14 protein-coding genes and 1 pseudogene are annotated in these 18875 nt (G+C 54.4%); all 15 read left to right on the top strand.

Annotated elements, in window-relative coordinates:
- The first annotated feature begins 9 nt into the window (after positions 1-9).
- Positions 10-405, top strand: a complete 396-nt coding sequence (locus IPN69_19405; GenBank protein ID MBK8812877.1) for a hypothetical protein — start codon at positions 10-12, stop codon at positions 403-405.
- A gap of 96 nt (positions 406-501) precedes the next feature.
- Complete coding sequence (locus IPN69_19400) at positions 502-1020, top strand: pyridoxamine 5'-phosphate oxidase family protein (protein MBK8812876.1); 519 nt, start codon at positions 502-504, stop codon at positions 1018-1020.
- 207 nt (positions 1021-1227) lie between these two features.
- On the top strand, positions 1228-5361 hold the full coding sequence (locus IPN69_19395; GenBank protein ID MBK8812875.1) for an RHS repeat protein: 4134 nt from the start codon (positions 1228-1230) through the stop codon (positions 5359-5361).
- An 86-nt stretch (positions 5362-5447) separates the two neighbouring features.
- A pseudogene (locus tag IPN69_19390) lies at positions 5448-6971 on the top strand (IS1182 family transposase).
- A gap of 258 nt (positions 6972-7229) precedes the next feature.
- On the top strand, positions 7230-8006 hold the full coding sequence (locus IPN69_19385) for a hypothetical protein (GenBank protein ID MBK8812874.1): 777 nt from the start codon (positions 7230-7232) through the stop codon (positions 8004-8006).
- Positions 8007-8352: 346 nt separating this feature from the next.
- The gene (locus IPN69_19380; protein MBK8812873.1) at positions 8353-8760 is read left to right on the top strand and encodes a hypothetical protein; all 408 of its coding nucleotides are present in this window, start codon (positions 8353-8355) and stop codon (positions 8758-8760) included.
- Positions 8761-8888: 128 nt separating this feature from the next.
- Positions 8889-9464, top strand: coding sequence for a hypothetical protein (locus tag IPN69_19375; GenBank protein MBK8812872.1), 576 nt, complete (start codon positions 8889-8891; stop codon positions 9462-9464).
- Between the two features lie 955 nt (positions 9465-10419).
- Positions 10420-11193, top strand: a complete 774-nt coding sequence (locus IPN69_19370; protein ID MBK8812871.1) for a hypothetical protein — start codon at positions 10420-10422, stop codon at positions 11191-11193.
- Positions 11129-12052, top strand: coding sequence for a hypothetical protein (locus IPN69_19365; GenBank protein ID MBK8812870.1), 924 nt, complete (start codon positions 11129-11131; stop codon positions 12050-12052). Before IPN69_19370 ends, IPN69_19365 begins: the two co-directional genes overlap by 65 nt.
- Before the next feature lie 506 nt (positions 12053-12558).
- Positions 12559-13149 carry a hypothetical protein gene (locus tag IPN69_19360; GenBank protein ID MBK8812869.1) on the top strand — a complete coding sequence of 197 codons (591 nt, stop codon included), beginning with the start codon at positions 12559-12561 and terminating at the stop codon, positions 13147-13149.
- A gap of 87 nt (positions 13150-13236) precedes the next feature.
- Positions 13237-13467 (top strand): hypothetical protein, encoded by a 231-nt coding sequence (locus IPN69_19355; GenBank protein MBK8812868.1) that lies wholly within the window; start codon positions 13237-13239, stop codon positions 13465-13467.
- Between the two features lie 209 nt (positions 13468-13676).
- Positions 13677-14060 carry a DUF5335 family protein gene (locus IPN69_19350; protein MBK8812867.1) on the top strand — a complete coding sequence of 128 codons (384 nt, stop codon included), beginning with the start codon at positions 13677-13679 and terminating at the stop codon, positions 14058-14060.
- Between the two features lie 23 nt (positions 14061-14083).
- Positions 14084-14533 (top strand): universal stress protein, encoded by a 450-nt coding sequence (locus IPN69_19345; protein ID MBK8812866.1) that lies wholly within the window; start codon positions 14084-14086, stop codon positions 14531-14533.
- 178 nt (positions 14534-14711) lie between these two features.
- Complete coding sequence (locus tag IPN69_19340; protein ID MBK8812865.1) at positions 14712-15269, top strand: hypothetical protein; 558 nt, start codon at positions 14712-14714, stop codon at positions 15267-15269.
- A gap of 39 nt (positions 15270-15308) precedes the next feature.
- On the top strand, positions 15309-18830 hold the full coding sequence (locus tag IPN69_19335; GenBank protein ID MBK8812864.1) for a CHAT domain-containing protein: 3522 nt from the start codon (positions 15309-15311) through the stop codon (positions 18828-18830).
- The last annotated feature ends 45 nt before the right edge of the window (positions 18831-18875 follow it).

The following is an 18875-nucleotide window of genomic DNA, read 5'->3' as shown; positions in this document are numbered from 1 at the left end:
GGGGTGTTTATGTTTGAACATCGTGAACACGAAAACGCATTGTTGTTTTCGCTGCGATGGACGGCGCGGCTGGCGAGCGTGGTTTGTCTCGCGATCATTTTCCTGTTCTTTGCCGGTGAAGGCATCGACTTCAGCGCTGTTCGTCCGGTCGAATACGTCGGACTTCTCTTTTTTCCGCTCGGGGTTATGATCGGACTTGTTCTCGCCTGGCGCGAGGAACTTGCCGGAGGCGCGGTCGCGGTCATTTCCATTGTCGCGTTCTATCTTATATATGGTGCGTTGCTAAGCGGGCGCTTGTGGCAAGGCTGGGGTTTTCTCCCGTTTCTGATTCCCGGGGTCCTGTTTTTGATCTACGGATTTCAGTCACGGTTTGCGCACGGAAGGCCGATCGAAAGAGGAGCATAACTTCTCATCGAACGGTTTTAGCCGATCGGTTTGGCGACGATGATTCGGATTTGCGTGGTTTGACAACAAGCCGCAGATTCGAAACCCACAATTGTTATGAAAGTCAAGAATCTCGAAGAAAGTGAATGCCGGCAGATCCTGACAAAGGCGAGGCTTGGCCGACTCGCGTGCGCGCTTGACGGTCAGCCGTATGTTGTCCCGTTCAGTTTCGCATACGCGGAAGGCGACGACATTTACGCTTTCTCTACAGCCGGGCAAAAGATCGAGTGGATGCGCAGGAATCCAAAGGTCTGCCTTGAGGTCGAAGACATCGCGGACAAGCAAAACTGGACGACGATCATCGTCTTCGGCCATTACGAAGAACTCCCCGACGCGGCGGAATTCGATGACGAACGGACACGCGCGCGAGAACTTCTCGCAAAGTCTCCGACGTGGTGGCAACCGGCGTATTTTGTCGGATCGGAACGCAAGGAACTCGAAGAGGTTCCGGTGTTCTTCAAGATCGTCATCGACAAGATCACGGGCCACCATTCGTTCAACGAGAACCTCGACGCCATAATCCCGCCGGGGCAGCCGGGCGCGCTCAAAAAGAAACGTGTTCGGGGGCTTTGGTAATATGCCGACCACTCGTTCGTGCGCGAAATGCGGCGCCGTGAACCGGGTCGAGCCGAGGTCCGGCAAGGCGGCGATCTGCGGCCGTTGCGGGGCAGCGCTCAAGCCCGTAGGGCCGACGAAGGTCACCGACGCCAATTTCGCTGACGTCGAGCGCGATGCGAAAAGAACTTTGTCTGACGGCCGAAAGCGAAAGCAGCTTCGGCCGTTTTGTTGTTTGAGCCGTTCGGTTTGCCGGGACGCGCCGGTCTCGACGCCGGTTTCGGCATTTCCTACAACTCGTTGGTCTGGACCAAGGATCCGGCGACAAACACGATTGTCTTCAATGCCGACAACTCGAACCTGACGCCCGGATTCCGCTTCGGGTTTCCGACGATCGAGCCGGTCTACTATGACTCGACGACCCAGAAGTTCGCATATCTGATGGTCACGCCCTCGGGAGGCCGCGCCGAGTTCCGGCAGACAACCAATTCGAACATCTTCGAAACTGCCGATTCAAGCTACGCCGAGCTCAAGATCAACGGAACGTCCGGCCCGAACGATCCGGCGGACAGTCTCACGCTGACCGTCACCGGAACCGACGGCACGCGCGCCGATTACGAATGGAAGAACGGCGCATATCGCTGCCAGAAGATCACCGACCGCAACGGCAACTACATCTCGATCAACCACGACGCGAACGGACTGCTCCAGACCGTCACCGATACCCTGGGACGCGTCGTCACCGTCAACTACAACAGCGAAGCGCTTCCAATATCAGTCACCCAGACGTGGAAAACAAACAACGGCGCGGACAGCGATTTCACCAGAACCTACGCGACGTTTTCCTATACGACGAAAGAGATCAACACCAACTTCAACGGGCTTTCGGTGATCGGCCCCGGCAACGGCTTTTCGCTCAAGGTGCTCGACAAGGTCACATTCCCGACCGAAACGAACGGCGACGGCCCGAGCACGTCGTTTATATACAACAGTTACGGACAGGTCTGGAAGATCACGAACAAGGCGGCCGACGGGCATACGCTCAATTACACGAGCATCAATCTGCCGGCCGACGCGACAAGCCAGCAGACCGATTGTCCGCGATTCACCGAAACGCGAAACTGGACCGAGAATTTCAATCTGAACTCAAGCGGCGTCGAACAGGAAGCCGTGATCGCGAACTCGATCACCGAGAACGCGTCGTACAGCGTCGGAACGCATTCGGGAACAGCGACAAAGATCGAGGTGGAGATGTCCAATCATCCGCACGGCGCGGTCTCGAAAACGTGGGTCGGTTCGTCCGGCTGGACTGAAGGGCTGACAATCGCTACCGAAGACTGGGCAAACAGTGAACGCAAGCGCTGGACGTGGAACCAATGGACGCAGGACGACACCAACGCTTCCTACATCACGAATCCGCGCGTCACCGCGTCGGAAGTCGGCGATTCGGGAAACGTCAAAAAATCGAAGGCATATTACATTCCGGTGTCGGAAAACTCCCCCATAGCGCTTTACGGCCTTGTCTGGAAGTCGGAGATTCTCGACCAAAACGACACCGTTCTAAAACGCGTTGAGACCGACTACAATCTCACCTCGGCCTACACCTCGCGCCGGATCATCGGACTCCCGTCGGAAACAAGATCGTACGGTCTTGAAAACAATTCTCTGGTTCTCGCAACCAGAACTGGCTATACTTACGACGAGGGAGATTTCAGCGATACGAACCTCGAACAGAACATCGCGAACGTCATCAGGCACGACAGCGCTTACGGCGCGTCGTTCACCGTCGGGCGCGGGAATCTGACCACTTCGACCCGTTACGACGTTACCGGTGCCACTGCTTCCGTTTCATCCCAGATCAAATACAACATTGCCGGCGCTCCGGTCGCGCAGATCGATCCTTTGTCACGAACCGTGAAGATCAGTTACGCCGACGCGTTCAACGACACGTCAACAACCCGCAACACCTACGCATATCCGACAAAGCTCTACGATCCAGCCGGAAACTATTCGGAAGTCAAATACCGGTTCGATAACGGCGCCAACGTCTGGGCGAAGAGTCCATCTCCTGCAGGAAACACGACTGGCAAGGAAACGACCCGCGAATTCGACGCCGTCGGACGCGTTGAACGCGAAACGATTGTCAACAGCGGCGCCTACACCCGATTCGAATATCCGACAAACAATATCCAGTCAAAGGTTTTCACGACGGTAGTCGATACAAACAACAACGGCGCCGACGCGGTCGACGAGGTGTTGAGCGAAAGCTGGACCGACGGCGCCGGCCGGGTCAGGCTTGCGCGGACTCCGATGACGTGGGATTCGAACGGCGCGACTCTCACCTGGTCGGGCGTTCAAACCGAGTACGACATTCTCGGACAGGTCAAGCGTCAAAGCGTTCCGTCCGAGGTGAATTCAGGCTGGACGCTCCAGAACGAAGACGCAGCCCGCGGCGGCTGGCTCTGGAACTCCGCCGAGTACGACTGGAAGGGCCGCCCGACGCGGACCATCCCGACCGACTCGAACGGCTCCGACGGCAAGGATCAGCTCATCAGCTACGAAGGCTGCGGCTGCGCCGGCGGCCAGGTGACGACGATCCAGAGCGAAGTCGTGCCAAAGGACACAAACCCGAACGAGACCGCCCGCCGAACCCAGAAGGTCTATCAGGACGTTCTCGGCCGAACATACAAGACCGAAGTCCTCAACTGGACCGGCGCGGTCTATTCGACGACGGTCCAGACCTTCAACGGCCGCGACCAGATCACAAAAACCCGCCAGTACGCGGGCGACGCCAACTCGACCGGCTATCAGGACGTCACCATGACCTACGACGGCCACGGCCGGATGAAAACGCGGCATTATCCGGTCGAGGACGCCAACACCGACACGACTTGGATCTACAATCCGGACGATTCCGTCCAGCAAACGATCGACCCGCGCGGCGCGCTCACCAATTTCACTTACAACCAACTTCGATTGGCCACTCAGATATCGTATGATCCTCCGGCGAATCATCCCGAGATTCCCGACGCAACGACCGTCAGCTTTAGCTATGATGCCGTTGGGAACAGGACGCAGATGAGCGACGGCACCGGCACGACGGAGTATTTTTATGATCCCCTTTCAAGATTGGAGAGCGAGAAGAAGTACTTCAATTTGTTGCCGGAAGCGCCGGTTCCGGATCATAAATACTCTCTGAGTTACGAATACAGTATTGGCGGCGGCTTGAAATCGGTAACCGACCCATTTGGCTATACCGTCGATTACACCAACGACAAGTCGGGGCGTATTACGGCGGTCAGCGGTGATGCCACTGCCGACAATCCAACCGGACAATGGGCGAACGGCATCCAATATCGAGCATTCGGCCAGATCAAACAGATGACATATGCGATACCGGATGCGGCGCCGACGATCAAGCTCGAATACGACAACCGTCTGCGGGCCGACTATTGGGAGATCGCCCGATCGGGCGGTTTCGAAGCGAAGGCAGATTTCACGCACGGCAGTGACTCGCGCGTGCTCGCGAAGAACGACCTGCTCGATGACAAATGGGACCGTTCGATGAAGTACGACTTCGCCGGACGTCTGACGCACAATCAGTTCGGTATGGGGCAAAGCAATAGCAACGGAAGCGTGCGCGTTTACGAACAGGCGATCGAGTACGACGGATTCTCGATGATGTCGGAAAGAGAGATTACAAACTGGGGCCAAACCGGAGGATTCGGCGAGAGCTACGTCAATGGGCGTATTCAGAGTTCGCTGGTTGATTACGATGCGTCGGGCAACGTCGTCTCGCAGCCGATCGACTCGATGCCGGAAGGGACGGGAACGAACACTTTCGACGCGGCCGGCCGGCGCGTGAAGTATTTCGATCAGCGTTTCGGGCGGTTTAACGGATACCTCAACATGGTTCAGGAGCATGTCACGGCATACGATTTTGATGGCGACGGCCGACCGGTTGTCGAAAAGGATAACTGGCGGACTTATCCGCGGAACGATCCGCCGTCGGGAGGGCTCGTTGCAACGCCGAAGGTCTTTCAGATTTGGTCATCGGTTCTCGGGTCAAATCTTGTGACGTTCGGCGGTTACACGGGTGGCACGAAGGTATTTGCGGGAGGAACGTTGATCGGAACAGCGAATGCAAATGCGGGTTCGCGCTGGGCGACCGCCGATCCGGTGATTGGGACAACCGTCAGATGGGCGGGATCGAACGGCGTCTGGGAAAAGGCGGCGGAAGAGACGGAACCGCTTGGACAATTGGTCGCCAGCGTCGATCCGGACACCGAAAATGATCCGGGTTACGACTTCGCCGCGCGGAATTCCGCTTTTCCCCAATGGCAGTGCGATGAGGCTGTCTGAAAAGTCCCCTCGGGTTCGGCGATTTTCGGTCTCGGGAGTGTTGTTTGAATTTCGTCGAGTTGCATACGTGGGTTATAATACTAAGTATGATACACGAGAAAAGGAAGAAGGTGGTCTTCAAGCATTACGATCAGAACCAACCGATGTTGTTGCCGCCGAGCCTGGATGATCTGGTGCCCGCGAACCATCCGGTGCGCGTTGTGAACGAAGTGATCGAGCGGATCGACATCGGCGTGCTTGAGCTTGGGTACAAAGGCGGCGGAGCGTCGAGCTACCATCCGCGGCTGCTTTTGAAGGTGCTGGTTTACGCGTATCTTCGGAATATCTATTCGTCCCGGAAGATCGAGCAGGCGTTGCAGGAAAACGTGCATTTCATGTGGCTCGCCGGCAACGCGAGGCCGGACCACAACACGCTGGCGGACTTTCGGTCGAAGCGGCTGAAAGATCATCTTGAGAAGATCTTTTCGCAGGTCGTGCTGCTGCTTGTCGAAGAGGGGGCGGTATCGTTGCGGGAAGTGATACTGGACGGGACGAAGATCGAGGCGAACGCGAACCGGTACACGTTCGTCTGGGCAAAGACGGTGGAGCGGAACAAGCAGCGGATAAGGGAACAGTTGCGTGACGTGTGGAAGTACGTCGAGCGGGCGAGCGCGGAGGAAGAGCAGGCGCCGAACGAGCCGGATTTTGAGGCGGTGGACCCGGAAGCGGTGACGCGCGCGGTGAGAGCGATCGACGAGGAGTTGCTGAAAGCCGAGCCCGATGCGAAGACAAGGCAGCGGGTGCGGAAATTGAGGCGGGAGTTGCCGGGCCGGGCGGCGAAGGTCGAGGCGCAGGAGCGGATGCTGGACGGGCGACGAAGCAGTTCGAAGACCGATCATGACGCGACGTTCATGAGGATGAAGGAAGACCATCTGGGGAACGGGCAGTTGAGACCGGCGTACAATGTCCAGCTGGCGACCGAGGGGCATTTTCTGACCGGGTACACGCTGACACAATCGGCGGGGACACGACCGCGCTGCCGGAGCATGTCGGCAAGATGATCGAAACGTACGGAACGGAACCCGAAAGCGTGACGGCGGATGCGGGTTACGGCAGTGAAGAGAACTACGCCTATCTGGAGAAACGGGCGATCAAGGCATTTGTGAAGTTTCCGGGTTCGATTCCGGGAAGCCCAAGGGAAGTTCGCGGCAGACAACTTCCAATACGACGCAGAGACCGATACTTACCGGTGTCCGGCGGGGCACGTGATGGAGTTCTCGGAGGATCGCGTGAAGACGACGCAGAACGGCCGGAAGCAAAACGTCAAAATCTACCGGACCGAGGCCTGCGGCGGATGTCCGATGCGGGCCGAATGTTCGAAGGGCGAGGGGGGACGGTCGATCGAGCGCAACGAAGAAGTTCTGAGGCACCGGCGCAAGGCGCGCGAGATGCTCGAAAGCGAGAAAGGCGTCGAACGGAGGAAACAACGGTACGAGGTCGAGGCGGTGATCGGAAACATAAAGGAAAACAAGAAATTCAGAAGGTTCTTACTGAGGGGGTTGGCAAAAGTACAGATTGAGATCGGATTGATCGCGATCGCACACAACCTGCAAAGGCTGGCAACCGTCTGAAAAGGCGGAAATGCGCTCGGCGACCGGCCAACTGATGACGGCCGAAGCGGACTCTCCCAAAACAGACAACAGAAAAACGGCAATCCCGGAGACTTTCTGAGTGACTTTCCAGACAGCCTCATGGAATGTCGGATCCGTGAAGAGATCGAAAGCTCGCTCAACGGAACGAGCATCAAATCGATCTGGGACCCGAACAAGAAGGACGGCGATCCGTCGTTCATTCACGTCAATGACCCGCCGCCCGATTCCGCGCGGGACATGCCCGGCACCGTCACGCATCAGGCGACGCATTCGACGGCAAAACCGATCGACCAGATCGCCGACGGCGCGACGACCGTACCGACCCAGAATCCCGACAACTGCGACGGCGACGTTGACCTCGAAAACAACCGAGTCAACATCCGCTGCGGCGATTCGACAATTCCCGAAGATTTCAAAGATGCGAGTGATGGATCTCCGCCAATCGATGACGGTGATCAGCTCCAGCGAGCCAACCAAGCACTCGATGCGGTGGAAGAAATTTTGTGGGGTGACAGTCAGTGTTCGAGGTTCTTTGGCGGTCCCGCATTGTTCGCATTCTATCGTTTGAAAAGGCAACTTATCGGTGCAAACGTGACTTCATTTGCGGATAACGACTACGCCGGCATCCGAATGGATGATACCGGCGATTCGAAAACCACCTACTACGATTCAAACGGCCGAAGACAGAAGGGGTATGGAGTAAATACTGGATTTCGAGTGTTCGGAAGGGTTCGAATAGAGCAAAGAGGACCATTCTTCAACGGGCAATCTCGTGCGAAAATCGGCGGATATGACGCGAACACCTTTGAGTCTCGAATTCTGCAGATCTTACATGAACTCGCCCATATGATTTACAAGCCTTATCCGGGGAACACGTTGATTGAAGACGATGGCGGAGATTCCAGTAAAAGCAGCTCGAATACCAATAAAATTAAGGATACAGGAGAGGGAAATGGAGATTGTAAGAAGGAAATTGATGCAATCGCAAATCGGACTAGGAATGCTGAAAGCTAATTTGAACACTAGACCAATGAGGAACTCGGCTATTTCATATCTCCGACGTATTCATCTGATTCTGGCAATCTCGTTCTTAAGCACAATTGCTTATCCGTTGAATATCACAACATTGACTGGTCGAGTTGTCGGAACGAATGGTGAACCAGTATGCGGAGCAGACGTCAACATCGGACGCTTTGGTGGCTTCCCGTTAGCCTCGGGCGAGAGCGGAGAGAACGGGAGATTTCGAATTACGTTTGCGGGCCCTATTCAGGAAAGCCTCTTCCTTTACACGAGCGTTTCGAAGCCGAGAACACACATAGACGCTTTTTTGATCTATCCGCCGTATATGAATGTTTTTAAGATGGATCAGTTTTACGTCGGAAAAAGGATCGATATCGGCAAATCGGAGACGTTTGACGTCGGCGACGTACCCGTTCAGTATTGGTTCGGAGATGTGCACGTTAAGCTTGCCCTTCGCCGAAGGAATCTGACAGCTTCCGATTGGGAGAAACTGTGGGTCCGGCTACTGGACAAGAAAGGACGCTTGGTTTATCAGGAGAGCTTCGCCCCGTCGATTGAATCCAACGCGGATGTCGAATCCTCTGAGATGCGAATAATGCTTCCCGAGGGAGAGTGGAGTTTTGAGTTTCAGAAATACGTCTATTCAAGAAACGCGCTATATCCGAAAATCCTCGGCAAAACGCCGAAGTTCGTAATCGCTAGAGATAAGGAAACGCCTCAACTGGCCGTCGAGTTGTCACCATTCTAGAGTGAAATGGGTTGTCATTTACGAAAGGATTGCAGGCGGGATCATTGGCATCGCCGATTCGGTTCAAGTGAGGTATTGAGAGCGTAGGTGTCGCATATGAGGAGTAGAACCCGATCCCCGGAGGAAGTATGAAAATTGCCGTAATGTATTTTCTTTGCTTGATTGCAATCCTGGTATTAGCCAATTCGGTCTGGAGCCAGAGCCCCTTTCCGGCGCGGAATGCCGCGGAGAATGTAGAGATTCGCACCGAATCACTGGATAAGAAGTCGATTGAGAGCGGAGATGAAGAGGTTTCGACCCTTGAGTTTAAGCTAAAGTTGACATTTTCCAATGATGGGACGATCCCCATTTTTATCTACAAAGGATGGGTTTCAGCTTCACATTTCTGGATTTCAAAATCTGAGGCGGAAGCCCGCAAGAAGGAATTTGAACTAAACAGCAGCGTGTCTGTCTTGACGGATAACACGAGAGCGGAACCGACTTTTTCGATTGACGATTTCGCGACGATCTCTGGTAAACAGACGTACTCCGAGGAACTACTGGTCCGAATCCCATTCTTGAAGAGTCGTTTAACTCCCGGAATCCACGTTCTTATGCGTCAGTCAGGACGGGCACGCCAAGAACAGATGAGCAAGAAGCACCGGTCTTTGGGAGTTTTCTCAGGAAACACTGTGGGCTTTGATCGTCTTCTCGAGGAAATATGAAAATCACAACGATTCTGATTGTAATCCTATTATTCGTTGGCGTTACCGGCACTGTTCACGCACAGTTTGAGCCGCTTCAAGTCAAATTGCTCAAAACGAAGCGGCTCGAGATCGAGCGTCGTTTTCCTGTTTCCGGATCAAACAAGTGGTCAGTCAAAATTCCAACGGAAAGCGGTCGATTCACCGTCTCTTTCATCACAAAACGCTGCGAGGAAGGCTGGAACGTTGAACCGGATGTCGTCTCCAGCGTTCGGCTGGAATACGACTCGAATTTCGTGAAACCGCCGGATGACATTCGAACTGGAAGGTACTTCCCTTACACAAACGATATCGCGCAGCAGTTCTTCTTTGATGAGGTGAGCGGACTGACATATGAACTTGATCCAAGCGCTGAGTACGTCGTCTCAATCATCAAAGTACCGCCACTCAGCGAGCCTACGCCCCGTTGCAAGGGTTTTCCCACCTACAATCCGGTTTCGGATCGATATCCGAAGACCGAGAAAATCACGATCCCCGGAAACGCGGACTTTACCATTGAGATACCAATGACCGTCGCCGCGCTCCGCGCTACCCCGTCAAAAAGAGGCTATGTTTTCGTTTATTGCGGGAAACGACGCACGGCAAAATGCAGCGAGGTAACGCGGGAGCTTGAGAAATACGTTGCATGGGCTCTGAGATCGATCAAAACTCAGCCCGTTGAGGTCGTTGTGGGCGGATTCCGGGATGAGATCGAGATAGAAACCTTCGTCCTTGATCCAAGATGGTCGCCTCCGGTTGCCCGGCCGCTATACCCGGTAACCAAGAAGATTCGAAAGACTTGGTCTAATTCGCCGACGAAATCACCTTTAACTTGTCGCATCTTGTTGTTTCCCCCCATCTCACGTGATCCGCGGCCCGGCAACTTCAATCGGGTCCCGCCCGTTCAGCGACTAGCTATCAGATGGCGTACAGCCGTTTGATGAACTTCACGCTCGGCGCAACCCGGAAATCGACCAAAGAGACTGGAGAACACATCGGCGACGACGATGAAGAGCTTCAAAACATCGGAAATCTCGGGATTTTGAACATCAAGGCCGATCCGGAACCGCTTGAAACGGAATGGGTGGAACCTGACACCGCATTTTCTAGTGTTACTATTGCCTTCAATGGACTTCAAGATGCACGAAACCAGCTAGTTGGAACTCTTGGTAATGGTGAATGTGCGTCCAAGCTTGATGCTGTATTGAGTAACCTGAAACTGAGCGATGAAAATCTAAAAAAGGCCCTCGGTGTCCAGAATTCATTGAGGGCGAAATCCATCTTGGATTTGTTCGACGCAATTGCGGGTCAAAAGCGAGGCGGCTTCTCGTTCGACTTGGACGAAACCGGGTTTGCGGCGCTCGTTGACAAAATCGACCCCGGAACCGAGTTCCCGGCAGGAGGAGGCGGATCAACTCACGCTTCGTATGACAAGGGCAGCAATTTCTTGATCAATGCGTTCATATATGTCGGTGTTTATCCGCGGACATTCACTGAGTGCACTCCACGAAGAATTCAACAGGCGAGGCGAGCCCTGTTGGGTATCCTAATCCACGAACTGTTGCATGCTGCGGGGACGAATCGCTATTTCGACCACGTTGAGATGGATGCTGCGGCGAAGATAGTCGATCCTTCGGTTTCCGGTCTTGAACGACTTGTTGCAAAGTACTGTGAGGTTGGTACATATGTTGAGAAATTCGATAACCGATAAAGTAATGAGGTTGGTACATATGTTGAGAAATTCGATAACCGATAAAGTAATGTTGTCGCTAATCGTCTTTGCCGTAAGTGCATTTTGCCTGTTTTCAAACTCATTTGCACAGGCTCCCGCTGAAGTCTTTCCTGGAATCGTTCCGCTTATTTCAACTCGGGAAGAGATCGCCCGCAAATTTGCATTGCCGGGGGTTCCGTCAGCGGATGCCGTGTTTGAGACATCAAAGTCCGTAATCAAAGCAACATTCGCGACCGGACCGTGTGATGAGTACGGATGGAACGTGCCGACCGGGACACTCGTGTTGCTCAAGATCTACCCAAGAGAGATCACTTACTTTGATCCGTCGGGTGACAAGCAATTTGAATCTTTCGGACTGGACTCGAGCAAGTACTTTATTAACCGAAGCACCGGACTCGATTACGAAATGCGGTACGAATTCGAAAAACCCCGGATTCATGCCGTACGGATTGTTCCGAGATCAGGCGAAGCGAGTCTACGTTGTCCGGGTTTTCCCAAATACGATCCGGCCGCAGATCACTATTATCCTTATCAGAGTGGAGAAGTTTCTCGACCGGATCGCTGGAATCCGGACGCCCTTTACCTGTCGTTAGCGTATACGCGTGAATCGAGACCGCGACAAGTTTTCATTTTTGTATATGCGCCGAAATCGGATCGGGCCGCAGCAGATCGATTGGTTGAAGAGACGAAAAACTATCTCAAGGGCCAGAACGGAATCGATAAGAATCTGGTGACGATCATATTCGGCGGCATTCGATGCAAACTTGAGTTTGAGACATTTGCCGTCCCGGTTGGCTATCCACCGGCACAGCCTCGTCCACGCCCGTTCTGCAGTTAAGGTTGCGGTCAAAGCAACCGTCTCAAATCCTGGATTGATGGGCGTCGAATCGAATGGGCTCGGTCCCAACGGGAATTGCTGGCGGTAGGGCTGAAGACGCCCTCAACGAAGCAATGCATCAAGCCGGAGCGTTTGCGTTTGACGATCGTGACCTCGCCCGTGCGTATTCGAAAGCGAAGAAAATCGACGCTCCAGATTACGGATGGAAGACTAAAGCAGATGTCGAGACAAGAAAAAAAGTAGTGTGCGGCAAAGCGAAAGAAACGAGTACGGCCGTTTGTTGAACACCGCGACATTATGATGTTGCAAGGGTCGAACAATCAACGACTTACCTTCGACCCCTTCAGGGTCGGCCTCTCATCTGACTAAAATCCTGGGGTCACGCAATAGTCAAAGTTGAGCGGCATAAGCTTGTTGAGGTCGATTTTGGAACGATCAGGAACAATTCATTCGAAACGGTCAAATTCGTCGATGCCGGGACCGGATGGGCAATCGGAGCCGATGGTTTGATCGTTGTGACGCATGATGGTGGAAGAACATGGCAGAAACAAGCCAGCAACAAGAAATTCGACTTAGTGGATATTCTGTTCACAAAACAGAACGTTGGTTGGATTCTCGGCAATAACTTCCAGAGTCGAGGTTCGGAAAGGGTTTTGTTGAAAACTACGGACAACGGGGTGATTTGGAGACTTCTGTCAAAAGAACCGTTCAAACGGATTGAGAGATTATTTTTCATTGATTCAAACGTCGGTTGGGCAACAACGGTGGATGACCAGTTGTTGTTTACAGATGATGGCGGCGACAAATGGACGACTCGGAATTCAGGCAAGCTGCGACTCAAGGATTTTGTTTTCGTCGACAGAAATAACGGCTGGGCGTTGACCAAGGATGGGATTTACAAGAGTGAGGACGGCGGAAGTTCTTGGGGACTGAACTCGAAGCTGCCGCTTGTAGAACCCTACGAATTCAGCCGAATCCTGTTCACATCCGGATTGGATGGCTGGGCGTTTTCGGATAAGCTTGTGCTTCATACGACCAACGGCGGCTTCAGTTGGCAGAAATTGGAGTTTCAGATTTCGCCCTTGCAGAGGCAATAATCCGGATCCGCCGACGAGCGCCGGATATGGATCCCGGTCAAGCCGGACGAGACGAAGTGGGAAACGAAGATCTTTGCCGGCGGGGCGGTGATCGCCAAGGAAGGCGCGACCGGCCCGCATTGGATGACTTCTGATCCGGTCACCGGAACGACCGTAACCTGGCGCAAGATCGACAATGACTGGCTGACTTCGGTCGAAGAAACGGAACCGCTCGGTCAAAAGATCTACAACGCCGATCCCGATCCGCTTCCCGATCCGACATACGAAAATGCGATGCGAAACGCGGATTTCCCGCAGTGGCAGTGCGCCGTTAGCTAAGCCGACCGATTGAAGATGCCGAGCAGGAACCTATAACAGTCGGCAGCACAACGACCGAGAAAATCCGCTGAGGCGCGAAAAAATACGCGTCAGGCATTGGAAAATCACTCAAATCAACGTTGGACGGCACCGTCGGTCCAGTATTCACAATGGTTTGCGAACGGCACGCCCCTTGCGATGAATTAATTGCAGATAAGGGAGTAACTGAAATGACTTTCGACATACCAAAAGAAAGATGGGCGGAATTCCTGAACGATTTCAGCAGGCGTCGGTACGGTTGGGAGACAAAGGTCGAGATCATCTCGGATTCGATCGGCGACCAGATCCTCTCAAACGGACTTGCGCTGAAAGGCGTGACGTTTGAAAATCGGGCGGGCCGAAGTGAGATCGAAATTCTGATCGGCGTCGGCGACGCGCATCAAACGCACACGATTCACGAACCGGTCGCGGTCTGCTATCTCGATGAAGAAAGCGGATTTCGCGGAATGCTCGAGATCGAAGAGGCGAACGGGACAAAGACCCTGCTGTCGCTTGTCGATCCAATGCCGGTATATATCGGCTATACGGCCTTCAAGATCGTTGCGGCTTCGTGACAGTGAAACCGATGGAGGTAATTATGAAGATCCTCGTTGCAACCGACGGCTCGGAATATAGCCGAAAAGCGATCGAAAAATGCACATACTTCGTCGCGCCGGAAGGCCGGACAGAGATTATGATCATTTCGGCGGTCGAGAACGTAACTCCGATCGCCGCCGAACCGTTCGGCGTTTCGAATCAGTATTACGCCGAGGTCGCGGCCGACCTCAGAAAGCAGGCGGGCAATGCGGTTGACGATGCCAAGCAGCTGATTGCCGAGAAATGCAGCGGACGCGATTATACGATCGAATCTGAAGTGTATACCGGCAACGTCAAGGAAGAGATCGTCGAAGCCGCGAAACGCTTCGGCGCCGATCTGATCGTCGTCGGATCGCACGGTTACGGCTTCCTGAGCCGCGTTCTGCTCGGATCGGTCTCAGACTTCGTGATCCATCACGCGCCGTGTTCGGTTCTTGTCGTCCGGGGTTGATCCGTTGAACATCGAAGAACGACGGGTGAGGGGCGCCGGCGTGACGCCGGCCCTTCTCTCCTTGCCCGTCCCTGATTTGCGGCTCCCGTCTCGATCCGTCTTGTCTCGCAAGCGAAACTACGCTATCTTTACACTCGAATTCATCCCGAAATAATGTCCGTTTTCAGAGGCTAAAGGTTTGGCTCACGGTTCCGCGAAGAAAGATGTCACGCCTGAGAAGTTTGAGGCGTTTTTGCGTTGGCTCGATCCTGACCGCGATCGCGCCGGCGAAGCGTACGAGCGTCTTCGTTTTCGCCTGATTACCTTTTTCAACGGTCGGAAATGCAACGATCCGGATCATCTGGCGGACGATACGATCAATCGCGTTTGCCTCAAGATCGAATCGGAAGTTGTTGAAAACAAACTCGCTTATGTTTACGGATTTGCGCGCAACGTGTTTCTCGAACACGTCCGCCGGCGCAAAGAGCACGTCAGCATCGACGACGTTGAACTCGCCGCCGCGCGTGAAAAAACCGCCGATCCGTCACACGCGTGTCTCGACAGATGCCTCGCCGAACTACCGACGGAGAGCCGCAATCTGATCCTCGACTATTTTTCGGAAGCAAAACGCGCGAAGATCGATCTCCACAAACAGCTTGCGGACCGATTCGCGAGTTCTCAGACTGCGTTGCGGATGCGGATCGTTCGCATCAAACAGAAACTCAGACTCTGTCTGGAGGAATGCGCGGCGGCCTAGGATGTTATCTTTCGCCCTTGAAAGACACTTGTAAATGTGATGAACGAATCGCTCAAAGACGAAATCGCCATCCGCGAATACCTGCTTGGCCGGGTCGCGGACGAGCGCGAGCTTGAGCAATTCGAGGAGCTTTTGTTTGGCGACGACGAGTTTTGCTCGCTGGCCGAGATTGCCGAGGACGCATTGATCAACGACTTCGTGCTCGGGCGACTGAACGGGCGTGACCGCGCCGATTTCGTCAAAACTCTCGATCTGGACGCCGACCGGCGGTCAAAGGTTGCGGTTACACGCGAAATTGCGGCGCGTGCGCCTCAAACGGAAATGGCGCCGTCGATTTGGGATTCGGTCCGCGCGTTTTTTGCAAGCCCGTTGGTCGCCGGGGCGTTCGCCCTGATCTTGATCGCCGCGTTTGGAATCTGGATCGTCCTGCGCGACAACCGACCCAACGACCTTGCCGAACTGCGCTCGATCTACAAGACCGAACGGCCGGTCGAGTCGCGCATCGCCGACTTCGATTATGCGCCGCTCGTCGTCACGCGCGGCGCGGCCGAAGAGCGCGAGAAGAACCGTCTCCGAATCATAGAGAACAACCTTTTGACGGCCGTCGAGCGAGAACCGAAGAGCGCCGCCGCGCACCACGCGCTCGGAGTTTTCTATTTGACGCAGCGCAAGTTCGACGACGCCCATCGCGAACTTGAAAGAGCCGTCGGGTTGGACGACCGGAATGCTGTCTACCTCAATGATCTCGGATCCGCATTTTTGGAGAAATCGCGACAAATTTCAAAGACCGAACGCGCCGATTTGCTTACATCCGCGAACGAATCGTTCGCTAGCTCACTCGCGCTCGACCCGAACTTCGCCGCCGCACTGTTTAACCGATCGATCGTGCTTCAGGAATTGGGGTTGCGAGAAAAGGCGATCGAATCGTGGAATCGATACTTAACCGTCGATTCCACCTCTCGCTGGGCGGATGAAGCGCGGCAACGGGTCAGCCAATTGACGTCCGCGACGAGTAATTTCAAGACCGCCGAGACCGTATTCGCCGAAACGTCATCGGCTTTCCGCGCCGGCGACGCCGACCTGCTCTGGAGACTCTATTCTGAATCGAAAGAGATTGTCTCGGGGGTCTGGTTGCCCGGCCAGCTAGTCGATAGAATCGTTGAAGCGAAAGGTCTTGATGACGGAACCACGGCGAATGAAGCGCTCGAATTACTGTCGAAGATCGGAGAGATGGAAATTGAGCGGAACCGCGATCGATTTGTCAGCGATGCTGCCGAATACTGCAGGCGGCTCAAGCTCGGAAGTCTGAGCGGAGCACTCAGATCGCGCAAGAATCTTGCGGCCGCGCGTCGCCAGATCCTCGAACGAAGGTTCGATCTCGCCGGAAGTTCGCTTGAAGACGCGCTCAAAACCGCGCGGCGGTCTGGCAATGAAACGGACGTTCTGCTCCTGCGCTTTCTTCTCGCATTCAATCTTCGTGATCGCGGAAAGCTGATAGAGAGCCATGCGGCTTTCGATCAGCTTCTCGTAAGCGCGCGGGCGCGAAGTTATCGGTTTCTCGAAGTAAGGATTCTCAATGCAATCTCCGAGATCTCGTTCAAAACAAACGATTTATCGAATGCAATAAGGTTCGCGCGACAGTCTGCGCAATTGGCCGTTTTGACCGGCGATACGCTGATGGTCGAAAAGAACGTGGCGAATCTCGGCTCTTGTTATCAGAGTGTCGGTGATGCTGAGTCCGGTTTGCGGGAGATTTCGGCGTTGCTTTCAGCGGAAGACCGACAATACGAGAGCAAACTCCAAACGCTTCGGAATCTTTGGTACGCCGCGAGTCTGCTTCGTGATCTCGGAAGGCTCCGTACGGCGATCGATTTTGGCGATGAGGCATTGCGTCTTTCGGCGAATGACGATTCGCTCGTTTTCGATTCGACGGTCGAACTCGGTTTGACTTCGCTTGAATTGGGCGATGTTGATTCAGCATTCGAATACGCGAAGAGGAACCGCGCGATCGCAGACTCGTTCGACGATCCGGAGGCGAAGAAATTGGCGATAGCGGACTCGAGCCTGCAACTTGCCCATATGCAACGGATCGCCGGCCGCTGTGAAGCTGCGATCATCGAGTATTCGAACGCGATCGACGCGTTTCGAGCTCTCGACGGCTATAGCGTTGACGACTATCTCGCCAAGTCGAGCCGAATCCGTTGTCTGCTCCGTTTGGGGCTTCTCGATCAATTCGAATCCTCGTTGAATGAGGTTCGTGATCTTTTCGAGCGTTATCGTCAGGTTTTGGAAAACGAAAGAAATCGAACGACATTCTTCGATCGCGAGCAGGGAATTGCCGCGATTGAAAGTGAATTCAGGATGGACCGTGGCGACATCGAAGGTTCTTTCGACGCGATCGAGAGTTCCAAAGCCAGGTCTCTGCTCGATCTTGTCGAGAAAAAGGGTCGTTATGAACCGGGCCAGAATGCCGTTATTTTCAATGGATCGTCAACTCCTTTGAAACTTCGCGAAATTCAGTCGCGGATGCCGGAAGCCGCCCAGCTCGTTCAATATGCGGTATTTGACGGCCGCGTCGCGGCGTGGGTAGTGACCCGCGAAAAGATTGAATCGGCAGTAGTCCAAGCCTCGAACGCCGAGGTTGCGGATGCCGTCCGCGATTTTCTTCAAGAGGTCACGCCAGAGGCGACGCTTGCCGGAAAGGCAAACGAACGAATGTATCGATTGCTCTTTGCGAAGATCTCAAGGTTGATCGATCCGGACAAACTGATCGTTTTCATACCCGACGGGGAGTTTCACGCCGTGCCGTTTGCCGCGATTCGGTCACCTGAAACCGGCAGATATTTGGTTGAGGATCATTCGCTGCAATATGCTGCGAGTGCGACGCTGTTCGTGCTTCTGACCGAGAGTGCAAATCGGTCAGCCGGCGCGGAACGATTGTTTGCGGCCGGCAATCCCGCTTTTTCAGGCAGGATGCATCCGCGCCTCGGAGACCTTCCGGCCGCCGCGCGCGAAGCTGCTGAGGTCGCGAGAATGTATCCGGAGTCGCGGGTTCTTCTCGGCGATCGGGTGACGAAAGCCGATTTTTTCGAACGGTTGGCGGGCGCGAACACGCTGCATTTTGCAGGACACTACGAACATTCAACCGCATCAGCGCTTTACTCGCGGCTGATCCTCGCCCAGCCCGAATCTTCGGTCGAGGAATCCGATGGCGAAATTCCCGGCGCGGAGATCTTGCAGCGCGGCGCCGCAAACCTTCGGCTGGTCGTGCTTTCGGCCTGCGAGACGGGAATCGACCGCCATTTTCGCGGCGAAGGGGCGATCGGAATCGCGCGGACGTTTATTGCGGCCGGCGCCGAGGTGGTCGTCGCGACCGGGTGGAAGGTCGAATCCGAATCCACTGCCGATCTGATGATCGCGTTTCATCGGAATCGGTCGGAGAAACGTATGAGAACCGTTGACGCATTGCGCGCCGCGCAGATCGCCCAGATCAAAGACGGTCGCTCGAATCCCTATTACTGGGCGGCGTTTTCGGTGATCGGCGGACTTTCCGATTTCTGACGTTACATTATCAAAGCATTTATCACACATTTGGGGGGGAACATA

The organism is Acidobacteriota bacterium (assembly GCA_016715115.1).
Classification (GTDB): Bacteria; Acidobacteriota; Blastocatellia; order Pyrinomonadales; family Pyrinomonadaceae; genus JAFDVJ01.
This window is presented reverse-complemented; position numbering and strand designations above follow the sequence as displayed.

Excerpts from the sequence above, each read along its gene's own strand:
- IPN69_19405 (MBK8812877.1), top strand. The coding sequence starts at position 10 with ATGTTTGAACATCGTGAACACGAAAACGCATTGTTGTTTTCGCTGCGA.
- IPN69_19400 (MBK8812876.1), top strand. The coding sequence starts at position 502 with ATGAAAGTCAAGAATCTCGAAGAAAGTGAATGCCGGCAGATCCTGACA.
- IPN69_19385 (MBK8812874.1), top strand. The coding sequence starts at position 7,230 with ATGCCCGGCACCGTCACGCATCAGGCGACGCATTCGACGGCAAAACCG.
- IPN69_19380 (MBK8812873.1), top strand. The coding sequence starts at position 8,353 with ATGGATCAGTTTTACGTCGGAAAAAGGATCGATATCGGCAAATCGGAG.
- IPN69_19375 (MBK8812872.1), top strand. The coding sequence starts at position 8,889 with ATGAAAATTGCCGTAATGTATTTTCTTTGCTTGATTGCAATCCTGGTA.
- IPN69_19350 (MBK8812867.1), top strand. The coding sequence starts at position 13,677 with ATGACTTTCGACATACCAAAAGAAAGATGGGCGGAATTCCTGAACGAT.
- IPN69_19345 (MBK8812866.1), top strand. The coding sequence starts at position 14,084 with ATGAAGATCCTCGTTGCAACCGACGGCTCGGAATATAGCCGAAAAGCG.
- IPN69_19335 (MBK8812864.1), top strand. The coding sequence starts at position 15,309 with ATGAACGAATCGCTCAAAGACGAAATCGCCATCCGCGAATACCTGCTT.